This window comes from Micromonospora sp. NPDC049102 (genome assembly GCF_043197485.1).
Classification (GTDB): Bacteria; Actinomycetota; Actinomycetes; order Mycobacteriales; family Micromonosporaceae; genus Micromonospora.
In genome coordinates this window covers 78,326-91,893 of record NZ_JBICTE010000017.1, presented here as the reverse complement: position 1 = coordinate 91,893, position 13,568 = coordinate 78,326, and the positions used below count along the sequence as shown (strand labels likewise).

Sequence of the window (13,568 nt, the reverse complement as noted above, 5' to 3'; positions counted from 1 at the left end):
TGGCATGGTTGATGGTGTGGTGATTCCGGCTGGCGAGCGTTCAGGTGCCACCGGTTCCGGCGGTCGCCGGGGCCGGGCGAGCATGAGTCAGTTCGGCGCGCTCGGCCTTCATCTCGCCGATCCCCGCGTCGAGGCATCCGTGCTGGGCCTGCTGGAAGCGGTCGAGGTCGAGCTGGGTGCCAGTGTGGCCAGCGCCGACCCGTTCGTCTCCGAGGCGGCCCGGCACCTCCTCGACGCCGGCGGCAAGCGGTTCCGGCCGCTGCTGGTGGCGCTCGGCGCCCAGTTCGGTGATCCCACGGGCGCGCAGGTGGTCCCGGCGGCCGTGGTGATGGAGCTCACGCACCTGGCCACGCTCTACCACGACGACGTGATGGACGAGGCCGCCGTGCGGCGGGGCGCGCCGAGCGCCAACTCGCGCTGGACCAACTCGGTCGCCATCCTGGTCGGCGACTACCTCTTCGCCCGCGCCGCGGACATCGCGGCCGACCTGGGCCCGGAGGCCGTGCGGTTGCAGGCGCGCACCTTCGCCCGGCTGGTCCACGGTCAGATCGCCGAGACGGTGGGGCCGCGTGCCGATGACGACCCGGTCGCGCACTACCTGAACGTGATCGCCGAGAAGACCGGTTCCCTGATCGCCACGTCGGCCCGCTTCGGCGGCATGTTCGCCGGCGCCCCGGCGGAGTACGTCGAGGCCCTCGCCGGGTACGGCGAGACGATCGGCGTCGCCTTCCAGCTCTCCGACGACCTGCTGGACATCGCGTCCGAGTCGGTGCAGTCGGGCAAGACGCCCGGCACGGACCTGCGCGAGGGCGTCCCGACGCTGCCGGTGCTCTACGCCCGTGCGGCTGACGACTCCGACGCCTCCTCGGTGCGGCTGCGGGAGATCCTGGCGACGGGTCCGTTGACCGACGACGCGCTGCACGCCGAGGCCCTGGGGCTGCTGCGGGAGAGCCCGGCGCTCAAGCGTGCCCGGGAGACCGTGCGCAGCTACGCCGAGGACGCCCGCGCCTGCCTGGCCCCGCTCCCGGCAAGCCCGTCACGCCAGGCCCTGGAGTCGCTCTGCGACTACATCGCCGACCGCACAAGCTGACCCCCACCACCCCCCACCACCCCCCTCCAACGCGCCCCCAGCGCCCCCAGCGCCGCCGGCCGCCGGCGGCGTTGATCATGAAGTTGTTGCCTCGACACGCCGTGTGATCGAGCAATAACTTCATGATCACCCGGACGGGGACGGGGACGGGGGACGGGGGCGGGGGCGGGGGCCGGCGGGGGCGGGGACGGGGGGGCGGGGGTCAGGGGTGGGTTTGCAGGAGGCGGCTGCCGGCCAGCATCAGGGCTGCGGCCAGCAGCATCGCCACTGACGCCGTGGCCCACATCGCCGGATAGCCGAGGTGGGCGGCGAGCGGGCCGAGGCTCAGCGGGCCGAGGCAGCCGCCCGCGTACACCCCGGTCTGCGTGATCGAGGTGGCGGCGGCCGGGGCCTGCGGGTGCAGCCGGACCACCGCGAAGTTCATGAGGCCGGGCCATGCCCAGCCCAGACCGAACCCGAGCACCACGCCCGCCACCAGCGGCACCGGGCCGGTCACCGCGAGCAGGCCCAGCCCGACCGCCCCGATCACCAGCATCGCCGCGATGAGCGCGACGTGACCGTTGGCGCGCCGGTCGGCGAGACCGCCGGCGCCCACCCGGGCGGCGACGCAGACCGCGCTGCCCAGGGTCAGGGTGAGGCCGGCGAGACCCGGTGAGAGACCTCGGGCGGCGGCCGAGTCCACCAGGAAGGTGCCCAGCGCGTTGGCCGCGCCCGCCGCCAGCGTCGCCGCCGCGCCGACCACCACCAGGGCCGTCGTGGCCCGGTCCGCGCGCGTCGTGTCGGCCCGACGCGTGCGACCGGGCACCTGCCGGGGTACGGCCGGCAGTGTCGTCAGCGACGCGACGGCCGCGACCACGAACGCCCAGCGCCACCCGGCGGTGAGCGCGATGGTGGGCACCGCCGCGCCGGCCAGCAGGGTGGAGACCGGGATCGCCGCCTGCTTGACGCCGAACGACAGCCCCTGCCTCCGCGGCGGCACGTGCTCGGCCAGCGCGGCGTTGCTCGCCAGTTGGCCGAGGGCGTTCGCGGCGGCGCTGAGTGCCAGCAGGGCGAGCAGCACCGGGTACGAGCGGGCGAGGGTTGCCACGGCCAGCATCGACCCGGAGGCCAGCACGATGCCGGTACGGGCCACGACGGCCGGCCCGAACCGCTCGACGAGCCGACCCGACGGCACCGAGGCCAGCGCGCTCACGCCGAAGTAGACGGAGACGGCCAGGCCCAGCCCGGCGGGGGAGAAGCCGAGGTCCGTCCCCATCTGGACGGCGAGTCCGCCGAGCAGGAAGACGGGCAGGACGCAGGCCACGGTGGTCGCGACGGCACCGGCGCTGGCCCGGATCGGGCGGGCCCCGGCGCGGTCGGAGGCGGGGATGAGGGCGGTGTCGGTCATCGTGCGGCAAACCTACGCGAGTCACTCTCGGGCAACTCCTGGTGACCGCTGGTGTACGAGGAGTGGATGGTGATCTGGCATCCTCGACCCGAACAGGCATTTCGCACTCGGCCTGTTTTTCATATGGTGTAAGTCCCCGGCGGCGGAGGTGGTTGTGCGCGACCCCTTGGCAGAACCCTCGGACCTGATCCGCAGCGTGTCCCGAGCACTGCGGGTGCTCGAGTCGGTCGGTCGCGCCCCCAAGGGCCTGACCGTCAAGCAGATCGCCCGACGGTGTGAGCTGACCGTGGCCACCACCTACCACCTCGTCCGCACACTCGCGTACGAGGGTTACGTGATCCGTCGCGAGGACGGCACGTACATCGTGGGCCTTGAGGTGGCCGACCGTTACCGCGAGTTGGTGACCGCGTTCCGGGGGCCGCCGGTTGTCGGTGAGACGTTGCGACGGGCCTCCGTGGACACCGGCTACAGCCATTTCCTGGGCCGCTTCGTCGGCGGGCAGGTCGCCATCACGGCGGTGGCCGAGGGGAACCGCTCGCCCTATCTGGAAGATCTCGTGCCCGGCTTCGACGAGGGCGCGCACGCGACGGCTCTCGGCAAGTCCCTGCTCGCCACCCTGACCACCGAGCAGCGTTTCCGCTATCTGCGCGAGTACGGCATGCGGCCGTTCACCAGTTCCACGCTGACCACCACCGAGGCGTTCGAGGCCGACCTGGCCGCCGGCGACCGCCGGGGGATGCAGTTGGAGTTGGGACAGTTCCGCCAGGGCGTGGCCTGTGCGGCGGTGCTCGTCGCGCCCGACAAGGACATGGAACGTCGGGTCGTGCTGGCCTGCGCCCTGCCGGCGAGCGAGATGATGACCTCGGCCCGTGTCGTACGCGCCAAGCTGCTCACCGTCGCCCGTACGGTCGCCGACGGCGTCGCCGCCGACAACTGACCCGCCGGACGCGCCAGAGGCCCTCTCCCGGGCTGGGAGAGGGCCTCTGGAGGCGGTCCAGCGCCGAACCGCCAGGGCAACGTCAGCGGCCTGCCGGCCGCGGTGGGCGACGTCAGCTGCCCACCGGGCCGCCGTCGAGTCGCCAGGTGACCACCACGCCCGGCTTGGCGTAGTCGCCGTCCGGCCAGTTCGAGGCCGGGTTCTCCACCGAGGCCCCGGTGATCTCACCCGGGTGCTGCACCGCGACGAACACCGAGCGGTTGTCGCCGGTGATGAACGGGCCGCAGGTCTCCGCGCCGAGCGGCACGGTCAGGAACTGCTTGAGGTGGCCCTTCTCCGGACCCTCGACGGCGGTGGCGAAGAGGCCGTCGTTGCTGCCCAGCGCGTTGCCGTCGGTGGAGATCCACAGGTTGCCGGTGGCGTCGAAGGCGACGTTGTCCGGGCACGAGATCGGGGAGACCCTGGTCCTGTCGTACCCGGAGAAGAAGGTCGACGGGTCGGTCGGGTCGCCGCAGACGATCGGCAGAGACCAGGCGAAGGTCTCCGCCGTGTTGTCGTTGCGGTCCTCGACCAGTTCGAGGATCTGCCCGTGCTTGTTGGCGTTGCGCGGGTTGGCCTCGTCCGCCGCGGCCTTGCCGGCCTTGCCGCGGTCGGTGTTGTTGGTCAACGCCACGTACACCTTGCCGGTGAGCAGGCTCGGCTCGACGTCCTCGGGACGGTCCATCTTGGTCGCGCCGACCTTGTCGCCGGCGAGCCGGGTGAACGTGAGCACGTCCGCGGCGGTCATCCCGTCGACGAACGAGCGGTCGCCGCTGACCAGCTTGATCCAGCGACCCCGACCGTTGAACGCGCCGTCGGCGGGGAGGTTGCCCGAGCCGTCGATCTCGCCCGCGCTGGTCTGGTCGAGCTTCGCCACGTAGAGCGTGCCGGACTCCAGCAGGGTGAGGTTGTGCTTACGGGCGGCCCAGGAGTTGCCCTTGAGGAACTTCTGGTCCGAGACGAACTTGTACAGGTAGTCGAACCGCTCGTCGTCGCCCATGTACGCGACCACGTGCCCGTCCCTGGCGACGATGACGTTCGCGCCCTCGTGCTTGAAGCGGCCCATCGCGGTGTGCTTACGCGGCCGGCTCTCCGGGTCGAACGGGTCGATCTCGACGACCCACCCGAACCGGTGCGCCTCGTTGGGGTGCCTGGCCAGGTCGAAGCGCTCGTCGGCGCGTTCCCACTTGCGGCTGCCGCTGGGGTAGCGGCTGGCGGTGCTGATGCCGTACCGGTCCAGCTTCGCCTTCAGCTCGGCCGGTGCGGCGTCCGCGCCGACGAAGTACTGGTTGAAGTTCTCCTCGCCGGAGAGCACGGTCCCCCACGGGGTGACGCCACCGGAGCAGTTGTTCAGCGTGCCGACGACCGTACGGCCCCTGGGGTCGGCGGCGGTCTTCAGCCAGGCCGATCCGGCGGCCGGGCCGGTCAGGTCGAACTTGGTGCTCAGCGCGGTGACCCGCCGGTTGTACGGCCGACGTCCGGTGCCCACGGGCTTCCACTGGCCGGTGCCACCGACCCGCTCCAACTCCACCACGGACATGCCGTGCGCGGCCATGGCGGTGCGCAGCTGCTCCACGGAGAGCCCGTCCAGGCCGGGGAAGCCCGGGAACATGAGGTCCTCGTTGGTGTACTCGTGGTTGACCACGAGCAGCGCCCGCCTGCCCTGCTTGTCCAGCGGCAGCACGCCCACGAAGTCGTTGTTGTAGCCGAACTGCTTCGACTGCGCGGCGGCGCTCTGGTGGTGCAGGTCGAACGCCGGCGCACCCGGCAGCACCGGGTCACCCCATTTGATCACTACGGCGTGGTCGTAGCCGTTCGGGACGACAAGCGTGTCCAGCTTGTTCGGCGGGATCGGCTTGAAGGTCAACGCGCCGCTGCCGACTCCCGTGGTGGGACGGCCGAAGCCGAAACTCTCCGGCACGTCCGGGGTGGTGGGGGCCGCGACGGCGGGCGCCGCGCCGGCCAGCGCGCCAGCCACCGCGCCACCGAAGCCGAGCACCAGGGCACCGACCGCGCCGGCCCGGACCACGCCGCGCCGGGAGACCTCCGCGTCCACCACGTCACCGAAGTACGCGTTGTCGGACGTGTTCGGTACCGGGTGGTCACAGGCGTTTCCGCAGCGGTACAGGCAGGTCATGGCGTCACGGGTGCCGTGGCGGTTGCCGGTCAACAGAGGGAGCAGCCGGGGACGGTCGCTCATTTCAGAGGCCTCCAGATAAGTCGGTGGCACGACAGGCGGCGTACCAGCCGGACGCTAGGAGGACGCGGTGAGCGGTCGTCGGCCGCAGTGTGAACCAGTCGTGAACACCTGCACGACCACCAGCGGTCTGACCTCGGGCTGAACCGTTCGGCGTCACCGCACGTATTCCCGAGCGGACGCACCGCCGGACACGCGCCGGGAGTGAGGAGACCGACATCAGCGACCATGACGCCCAACTGCTGCGGGCGCTGCATGACGAGCACGCCGAGGCGCTGTACGCACACGCCCTGCGACTCGTCAACGGTGACCGGCAGCGGGCCGAGGATCTGGTGCAGGAGACGCTGCTGCGGGCCTGGCGACACCCCGAGTCCCTCGACCCGCGACGCGGCTCCGTACGGGCCTGGCTCTTCACCACTGCCCGCAACCTGGCCATCGACGCCTGGCGGCGACGCTCCACCCGGGTCGGCGAGGTGTTCACCGACGAGATTCCCGAGCCGCCCGAGGTCGTCGACGAGGCCGAGCGCGCGGTGGAGGCGTGGACCGTCGCCGAGGCGTTGAACCGGCTCAGCCCGACCCATCGTGAGGTGCTCGTGGAGTGCTTCTACCAGGGGCGGTCGGTCGCCGAGGCGGCGTCGCGGTTGGGCGTGCCACCGGGCACCGTCAAGTCACGCACCCACTACGCGCTGCGCTCACTACGGTTGGTCCTGGCCGAGATGGGGGTGACGGGATGACCCGGTGCGAGTTCGCGCACGACGACGGCGCGTACGTCCTGGGCGCCCTGGCCCCCGCCGAACGGGCGGCCTACGAGCGGCACCTCACCGGCTGCGCCTCCTGCCGGGACGCCGTGGCCGAGATCGCCGTCCTGCCGGGACTGCTCGGCCGCCTCGACCCGGCCGGTCTGGAACAGTTCCTGCCACCACCGTCCCCGCCCCGGGCGCCCGCGCTGATCGAGGAGGCCCGGGCGCGCCGGCGCCGCGAGCGCGCCACGTCCCGTCGGCGGTACGCCCTGACGACGCTGGTCGCCGCCGCGCTGGCCCTGGTGGTCGGTGTCGGCACGGCAGCGCTGCTGCCCCGGCCGGCCGCCCCACCGGGCACCTCGGGCGCGCAGGGCGCGCCCCGGCCCGCCCCGCAGATCTCGATGGTCACCATGCGGCCGGTGGCACTCGCCGGTCCGGTGCACGCCGAGATCGGGTTGACCGGCAGCAAGTGGGGCACCGAGGTGACCATGCACTGCGGGTACGACGCGCGCACGAGCTACGGCAAGGCGTACCCGTTCCGCCTGGTGGCGCGGGGCCCGAACGGCACCAGCGAGCAGATCGGCTCGTGGCTCGCCGCGCCCGGCGACGACCTGGTGTTCACCGGCGTCACCCGCTTCACCGACGCGGAACTGGTCAGCGTGGAACTCCAACGAGCCGACGGCACCCCCCTGCTCACCTACGCGGTCCCCTAACCCCAGGCCCCCCCCGCGCCCCCTCTCCCCGCGCGCCCCTTCCGCGCGATCTTGCACTTTCTGTTGCGTCATACCGGGTACATGCCGACAAACCGGCGACAGAAACTGCAAGATCGCCGGGCCGGGCCGGGCCGGGCTGGGTTGGGCTGGGCTGGGGCGAGGGTTTTGGGGTGCGCGGGTGGGTTTAGGGGGTTGGGACTGGTGTGGGGAGGTGGGGAGTGCTGCGGGACCGGCGGGCCTGGCGGATGGCGTCGGCGGTGAAGACGACCAGGGCCAGCCAGACCAGCGCGAAGCCGGCGATCCGGGCCGGTGGCATGGGCTCGTGGAAGATCAGTACGCCGCAGGCGAGCTGGAGGATCGGCGCCAGGTACTGGATCATGCCGAGGCCGGTCAGCGGCAGTCGGTTGGCGGCCCCGGCGAAGAGCAGGAGCGGGATCGCGGTGGCCACGCCGGCCAGCACCAGCAGCGCGGTGTGTCCGGCCGAGACGTGGCCGAAGGTCAGCCCGCCGTTCCGGGACAACCAGGCGAGGTAGCCCAGCGCGGGCAGTGCCAGCACCGCCGACTCGACGAAGAGCCCTTCGGCGGCGGGCAGCCCGAGCCGCTTCTTGATCAGGCCGTATCCGGCGAAGCTGAACGCCAAGGTCAGGGCCAGCCAGGGCAGCCGGCCATAGTCGACGGCGAGCACCGCGACGGCCGCAGCGCCGACGCCCAGGGCCACCCACTGCGCGGTCCGCAGTCGCTCTCGCAGCACCGTCACCCCGAGCAGCACCACGACCAGGGGATTGATGAAGTAGCCCAGCGCGGTCTCGACCACCCGGTCGGAGCTGACCCCGTAGATGTAGGTGCCCCAGTTGACGGCGATGAGCGCGGCCGCGGCGACGATCCCGGCGACCGCCCCGCGCCGGCGCAGCAGCGCCCGCAGGAAGCCGATGTTGCGCAGCGCGCCGAGCAGCAGGGCCACGAAGAGTACCGACCAGACGATCCGGTGGGCCAGGATCTCCAGCGGGCCGGTGGGTCGCAGCAGCTTGAAGTAGAGCGGAAAGAAACCCCAGAGCAGGTACGCGCCGATGCCGTAGAGGTAACCCAGGCGGAGTGGCGTCACGACTCCACCGTAAGGGGTTAATCTCCGCTTTGTTCCTTTCCAGTGATCCGGCTCACCGGCTGCCGCCGGTCGAGCTGCATCCACCGCTGAGGTACGTCCAGCGGAGTGAAGCCGACCCGCGCGTACACGTCGTGAGCGTCGCCTGTCGACAGCAGGATCCGGAGTACGCCCAGCTCGGCCAGGTGGTCGCAGACCGCGCCGGCCAGCCAGGTGCCCAGTCCGAGGCCCCGCGCGGCCCGGTCCACGTACACGTCGCAGAGCCAGGCGAAGGTGGCACGGTCGGTGACCACCCGGGCCACGGCGACCTGGCGGTCGTCTCCGGGCCGGTAGATGCCGAAGGGCAGCGACCCCGCGAACGCTCGCACGACGGTCTCCCGGTCGCGCCCGAGCGCCCAGTACGCGTCGGTGGACAGCCAGTGGTGGACCCGGTCCAGGTCGAGCCGTGCCGGATCGGTGCTGAGCAGGTGGCCGTCGGCGCGCGTCAGTGAGAACACGCTGGCGACGCTAACCGGCCCGAGGGGTGCGTCAGCCGGCCAATTCCCGAACTCTGGTCACCGGACCGCCCGACCGTTCGGGGTCGGGCGGTCCGGGACGGTGGTGGTCGGTCAGTCCCGGTCGAGGACGGCCCCGAGGATCCAGGTCACGATGCTCACGAACAGGGCACCGAGCACGGCGGCCGGCCAGAAGCCGTCCACCGAGAACGGCAGCCCGGCCTGGTCGGCGATCCAACTCGTGAGCAGGAACAGCAGCCCGTTCACCACCAGCGCGATGAGGCCGAGCGTGAGTAGGTAGAAGCCGCAGCCGACGGTCTTGATGACCGGCTGGAGCACCGCGTTGACGACCCCGAAGATCGCCGCCACCAGGATCAGCGTGGTGACCGTCTCGACGGCCGAGGTCGACTCCAGCTCGATGCCCGGGATGAGCAGCGTGGCCAACCAGAAGGCCAGTGCCGTGGTGGCTAGCCGAATCAACAACCCTTTCATAAAACCCATGGCGGGGATCGTGCCACGGACGATCTCCCGGCGTAACCCGCCAGGTGACCACCGAGGACGGTCGGGCCCGCCGCGCGTGTGGGCCGCCTCAGGCCCGCGCCGGCCGGCCGATCAGCTGCGCCTCGATCGGAGTCGGAGAGAGCAGCGCCCACCGCAGCGCACGGCGGTTCACCACCGCCACCATGTCGTCCCGGCTCCGGGTGAGCCAGTCGGCCGAGGGGCCCAGGCCCAGCGCCGAGCCGGCCAGTGCCGCCTCCGCCGGGTGCAGCGGTTGCAGCACCGCCAGGTCGGCGCGGCTCAACGTGTCCACGTCGGCCGGCGTCAGCTCGTCTCGCACGACCAGGGTGGACCGCCACGCCGGGCCGGGTTCGGTCTCGACCGGCACCGGGCCGGCGTCGACCACCAGCAGCAACGGCCGTAGCGCGGTGCCGACCGACTCGGCGACCGGCCGACCCGGCGGGATCAGCGGAATCGTGCCGCCCGGCGCGCCCACGCCCCGCACGAACGGCTCCCAGGAACGCGGTCGCGTCGTCTGCACCACCACCAGTGCTCCCAGGGCCATCGCGCGCAACGCGACGAGCTGAGCGGCGCGTACCCCGCCCACCAGCAGCACCCGCGTGCTCTCCGGCCGGAACAACCGCACGGTGACCGCGCCGCCGTGCCGGTTGGTGCCGACCACCATCCCCGCCTCGCCCAGGGTCAACTCCCAGTCGTCCAGCGTCACCTCCGATCGCCCGGCGGCGATGAGCGCCAGCGGCAGCGTGCCGGCCAGTCCGGTCAGGTGCGCCCCGTCGAGCCGCCGCAGTTCCCCGCCCACGCCCTCGACGAGGCGGCGCAGCGCGTCGACGGCCACGGTCAGTTCGGCCGTCGAGGCGGCGGCCACGCGTACGCTCAGCTCGGTCACCGCCGCGTCGGTGCCACCGCCCGATGGCGGTCCCACGCAGAGCGACACCGTCGTCGCGGTCGCCGGCAACGCCAGCAGTCGGGGTACCAGCCGTCGCCCGCCCGCCGCCTGCGGCCAGCGGACCAGCCGGAACGTGGCCTGGACCAGAGAACCGGTGCGCAGCGCCGGCCACGACTCGCGTACCGGTTGGCCGTCGTGGTGGGCCAGCTCGCCGAGGACACGCAGCGCCGCGGGTACGCCGAGTGGCCGGGCGGTCAGCGGCCCGAGCCGGCGGACGATCCGGCGAACCGTGCCGGCGAGCGCCCTGTGCAGCGCCTCCTGCGTCCAGCCGTCCGCCCGTAGCACCCGGATCGCCAGCACCGCCCGCTCCCGCCCGATGAGGCGTCCGTCGGTGAGCTGCCGGTACGAGGTTCCGACGGTGCCGCCTGCCGCCGGTGCGGGTGCCGGCGTCCCGGTGAGGAGGAGTTGGACCCGCACCGGTGGCACCTCCGGCCCCGGTGTCGGCAGCAGCGCGGACGGCGCGGGGATCGCCCGGGACGTGTCGCCGAGCACGTCGCCGGGGTCGCCCAGCTCCAGCAGCACCACCATCCCGCCGGTGTCCTCCAGCACCGCCGCCGGCCCGCTGGACAACTCGATCGGGCGGACCGCGGTGCCGGGGGCGACCAGGCCGAGCAGTTCGTCCGGGCCGGTCCGCTCGCCCAGCCCGCGACGCCGTGTCGCGTGGCCGGCAGCGGTGCCCAGCCAGTCGAAGAGCCACCGGCCGCGGACCCGGACGCAGACGACCGCCACGAGCAGCGCCGCGACCAGCAGCGCGGCGATCGTGACCGGGGTGCCCCGGCCGAGGCCGGCGAGAACGACCGCGACGGCGACCTGTCCGGTGACCAGTTGGCCCGCGCGCATTCCCTTGGCGAGCCGACCGATAGCGGCCCGGCGCCCGGTGGATCGTCGACGGAGCACGTCGTCGTCGGCGAGGCCGAGGGTGCTCGGCGCGCTGCCGTCGGCGGTGGTCGATCCGGTGCCGATGCCCGGCGCGGCGCCTGGCGAGGTGGCGGCGGGGGCGCCCGGCCCGGTCGTCGGGGAGGTGGCGGTCGGGCCCCACGCGGCGCGGCTCGCCGGTTGCGCGTCTCCGGTGGTGATCGGCGGCACCGCGCCTCCTCGACCAGTGTGGACGTGCCCGGCGGCCGACCGCCCCCGGTTGCCCGTCACGCGGCGCGACGGGACTGCCGCACATCGTAGGCGACCGATGGCTGCCGTGGTTGTCCACAGGGGAGGACGGTGGGGTAGCAGAACCGCTACCGGACCGCTACCGTCAGCCACGAAGTTCATCGCGGACCCGCGTCCGATCCAAGCTCGTCGACCGGGCATCGCGAGCGGTGCGCTCCCACGGCGGGCGCGCTGACAGCCAGGCACGACCGAGGAGACGAGGTGACGTCCGGGTGTCCCAGACCCAGGCAGAAGCGGCGGTGATGAGGCAGACCGCCGGAAAGTTCGAGCAGGTGGATCAGTCGTTGCAGTCCATGCTGACCGGCCTGCTGGCCGAGTTGGAGGTGCTGCAGCAGGCCTGGCGCGGCGCCGGTGGGCGATCGTTCGAGCAGGTCAAGCGGCAGTGGGCAGACGATCAGGCGGCGTTGCACCGGGCCCTGCGGGAGACCGCCGGGGCGATCCGTACCGCCGGCCGACACTACGACGTCTCGGACGACGAGGCGGCCAGCCGGGTTGCCGGCACCAATCGCGGCGGCATCCAGCTGCCGCTCTGACCTGCCGGGAGGGCGTTCCGATGGACAATGGTGTGCTCGTCGTCAACTTCGCCGCGCTGCAACAGGCCGGCGCGGACATTCAGAGGGCGCTGAACACCCTCGACTCGCAGCTCGGCCAACTCGAACGCGACGCCGCGCCGTTGGTGTCGGCCTGGGCCGGTGACGCCCGCCACGCGTACGAGCAGCGCCAGGCGCGGTGGCGGTCCGCCTCGCAGGACCTGCAGGCCATGCTGCGCGCCATCAAGTTGGCGGTGGACGACTCCGCCGCCGACTATCTCGACACGGAGAAGAAGAACACCGGGCTGTTCCAGTGACGTCGGTGAGCCGGGAGCGCTGACCATGCCCGCGTCGGCGTCCCGGCCACCCTCCGACGAGGGCCGTCGAGGCGACCGGGTCGGGTCAGGCCGGCTCGGCCGGTCGCCAACGTCGGCGCGCGCCCCGGGGCAGCACGAGGGCCAGCACCACCACGGCGACAGCTGTCATGCCGATCACCGCGCCGGTCACCAGTGCCCGGTTCCGGGCGGAGGCGCGGCGAGCCTGTCGGGCGAGCGCCGCCGGATCGGCCCGGTCGTCGGCGAGCGCGGCAACCGGCCGGGGAGCACCAGATCGACCACCCTCGGTCTCGGTGACGGCCCGATAGGGGTTCAGCACGCCGGCGCCGTACCCGCCGCCGCGTCCCGGGCCGGGAGCTGGATCGGCCGTGGCGAGGATCCGTTGCATCACCTCGACGGCGGTCAACTCGGGCCGGTACGCGCGCAGCAGCGCCGCGGTGGCGGCCACGAAGGGCGCGGCGTAACTGGTGCCCTCCACCCGCTGGTGACCCTGCGTGGGTGCGGCGACCAGCACCTCGCTGCCCGGGGCGACCAGATCGACGTACGGGCCGGTCTGCGAGAAGGTGGCCCGTGCCCCGTCCGCCCCGATCGCACCCACCCCGAGCACCCCCTCGTACGCGGCCGGGAACGGGCGCGGGTCGCCGCTGTCGTGCAGGTTGCCCACGGCGGCCACCAGCACCACGTCCCGCTCGACGGCGTACCGCACCGCCGAACGGACCTGCGGATCGTCGGCGTACAGCACCACGGAGAGGTTCACCACGTCGGCGTCGTGGTCGACCGCCCAGCGGATGGCACGGGCGAACTCGCCGGCGCTGACCGTGCGGCCCGACTCCCGGCCCTGCACCACCTGCTGCTCACTCACTCGTACCGGCAGGATCCGGGCGGCCGGTGCCAGCCCGTGGAAGGCGACGTCGGGCCGCGGTGCCGCCGCGATGATGCTCGCCACACCGGTGCCGTGCCCGGCGCAGTCCCGGCTGCCGTCCCCGCCCGCTTCGAGCAGGTCGGTACCGGCCAGCACCCGCCCGGCCAGTTGGGGGTGCGCCCGGTCGACTCCGGAGTCGACCACCGCGACCGTGACCCCCGCCCCGGTGGTCAGGGACGCGAGCCGTGCGGGGTCGTACCGCTGCTGGGGCCAGGGTGTGGCCTGGACCGGTCGGACGGGTGCCAGTGCGGCCGCGCAGGCCGGGGCCCCTCGGAGCGCGGCGCCGGCGGTGACGGCCGGACCGGTCGCGCCGATCAGCAGCGCGACCGCCAGACCGGCCAGGACCGGGCGCGCAATCGACCGGGACATCGACAGCCTCCGTATCGTGTCGGCTCCGGAACGCGATGTTATCGCCTCGCCGCCGCCCCTGCGGACCGCCGCCGGCCAGCCATTGTG

13 protein-coding genes are annotated in these 13,568 nt (G+C 72.9%); 6 read left to right on the top strand and 7 right to left on the bottom strand.

The features are described from left to right. Nucleotides 1-4 precede the first annotated feature (4 nt). Complete coding sequence (locus ACGFH9_RS18140; protein ID WP_355235630.1) at nt 5-1,090, top strand: polyprenyl synthetase family protein; 1,086 nt, start codon at nt 5-7, stop codon at nt 1,088-1,090. 202 nt (nt 1,091-1,292) lie between these two features. On the opposite strand, the gene ACGFH9_RS18135 is transcribed toward ACGFH9_RS18140, so the two are convergent. Next, nucleotides 1,293-2,477, bottom strand: coding sequence for an MFS transporter (locus ACGFH9_RS18135; protein WP_393220399.1), 1,185 nt, complete (start codon nt 2,475-2,477; stop codon nt 1,293-1,295). 154 nt (nt 2,478-2,631) lie between these two features. On the opposite strand from ACGFH9_RS18135, the gene ACGFH9_RS18130 reads away from it, so the two are divergent. Beyond that, nucleotides 2,632-3,414, top strand: coding sequence for an IclR family transcriptional regulator (locus ACGFH9_RS18130; RefSeq protein ID WP_393220396.1), 783 nt, complete (start codon nt 2,632-2,634; stop codon nt 3,412-3,414). 112 nt (nt 3,415-3,526) lie between these two features. On the opposite strand, the gene ACGFH9_RS18125 is transcribed toward ACGFH9_RS18130, so the two are convergent. Continuing rightward, entirely contained in the window at nt 3,527-5,653 is a 2,127-nt protein-coding gene (locus tag ACGFH9_RS18125; protein WP_393220393.1) for a PhoX family protein, read from the bottom strand. Between the two features lie 215 nt (nt 5,654-5,868). Here ACGFH9_RS18125 and ACGFH9_RS18120 point away from each other — a divergent pair, with 215 nt between their 5' ends. Beyond that, nucleotides 5,869-6,384 (top strand): sigma-70 family RNA polymerase sigma factor, encoded by a 516-nt coding sequence (locus ACGFH9_RS18120; RefSeq protein ID WP_357124632.1) that lies wholly within the window; start codon nt 5,869-5,871, stop codon nt 6,382-6,384. After that, on the top strand, nt 6,381-7,103 hold the full coding sequence (locus ACGFH9_RS18115) for an anti-sigma factor family protein (RefSeq protein WP_393220390.1): 723 nt from the start codon (nt 6,381-6,383) through the stop codon (nt 7,101-7,103). The genes ACGFH9_RS18120 and ACGFH9_RS18115 overlap by 4 nt, the downstream gene beginning before the upstream one ends. A 184-nt stretch (nt 7,104-7,287) precedes the next feature. Here the strand turns inward: ACGFH9_RS18115 and rarD are convergent, their stop codons facing one another. From rarD to eccE, 4 genes are all read right to left on the bottom strand, one after another. After that, nucleotides 7,288-8,205: an EamA family transporter RarD gene (gene rarD, locus ACGFH9_RS18110; protein WP_393220386.1), complete on the bottom strand. Its 918-nt coding sequence runs from the start codon at nt 8,203-8,205 to the stop codon at nt 7,288-7,290. A 17-nt stretch (nt 8,206-8,222) separates the two neighbouring features. After that, entirely contained in the window at nt 8,223-8,699 is a 477-nt protein-coding gene (locus ACGFH9_RS18105; protein ID WP_393220383.1) for a GNAT family N-acetyltransferase, read from the bottom strand. Nucleotides 8,700-8,810: 111 nt separating this feature from the next. Beyond that, nucleotides 8,811-9,197: a phage holin family protein gene (locus ACGFH9_RS18100; protein WP_355235611.1), complete on the bottom strand. Its 387-nt coding sequence runs from the start codon at nt 9,195-9,197 to the stop codon at nt 8,811-8,813. Nucleotides 9,198-9,285: 88 nt separating this feature from the next. Then, nucleotides 9,286-11,247 (bottom strand): type VII secretion protein EccE, encoded by a 1,962-nt coding sequence (eccE, locus tag ACGFH9_RS18095; protein ID WP_393220380.1) that lies wholly within the window; start codon nt 11,245-11,247, stop codon nt 9,286-9,288. Between the two features lie 290 nt (nt 11,248-11,537). On the opposite strand from eccE, the gene ACGFH9_RS18090 reads away from it, so the two are divergent. Then, nucleotides 11,538-11,858 (top strand): WXG100 family type VII secretion target, encoded by a 321-nt coding sequence (locus ACGFH9_RS18090; RefSeq protein WP_355235608.1) that lies wholly within the window; start codon nt 11,538-11,540, stop codon nt 11,856-11,858. Between the two features lie 20 nt (nt 11,859-11,878). Next, nucleotides 11,879-12,172, top strand: coding sequence for a WXG100 family type VII secretion target (locus tag ACGFH9_RS18085; RefSeq protein ID WP_393220376.1), 294 nt, complete (start codon nt 11,879-11,881; stop codon nt 12,170-12,172). A gap of 85 nt (nt 12,173-12,257) precedes the next feature. Here ACGFH9_RS18085 and mycP read toward each other — a convergent pair whose 3' ends face one another. Further along, nucleotides 12,258-13,481: a type VII secretion-associated serine protease mycosin gene (mycP, locus tag ACGFH9_RS18080; protein ID WP_393220374.1), complete on the bottom strand. Its 1,224-nt coding sequence runs from the start codon at nt 13,479-13,481 to the stop codon at nt 12,258-12,260. Between the last annotated feature and the right edge of the window lie 87 nt (nt 13,482-13,568).

Excerpts from the sequence above, each read along its gene's own strand:
- ACGFH9_RS18140 (WP_355235630.1), top strand. The coding sequence starts at position 5 with ATGGTTGATGGTGTGGTGATTCCGGCTGGCGAGCGTTCAGGTGCCACC.
- ACGFH9_RS18125 (WP_393220393.1), bottom strand. The coding sequence starts at position 5,653 with ATGAGCGACCGTCCCCGGCTGCTCCCTCTGTTGACCGGCAACCGCCAC.
- ACGFH9_RS18085 (WP_393220376.1), top strand. The coding sequence starts at position 11,879 with ATGGACAATGGTGTGCTCGTCGTCAACTTCGCCGCGCTGCAACAGGCC.
- ACGFH9_RS18115 (WP_393220390.1), top strand. The coding sequence starts at position 6,381 with ATGACCCGGTGCGAGTTCGCGCACGACGACGGCGCGTACGTCCTGGGC.
- ACGFH9_RS18135 (WP_393220399.1), bottom strand. The coding sequence starts at position 2,477 with ATGACCGACACCGCCCTCATCCCCGCCTCCGACCGCGCCGGGGCCCGC.
- mycP (WP_393220374.1), bottom strand. The coding sequence starts at position 13,481 with ATGTCCCGGTCGATTGCGCGCCCGGTCCTGGCCGGTCTGGCGGTCGCG.
- ACGFH9_RS18100 (WP_355235611.1), bottom strand. The coding sequence starts at position 9,197 with ATGGGTTTTATGAAAGGGTTGTTGATTCGGCTAGCCACCACGGCACTG.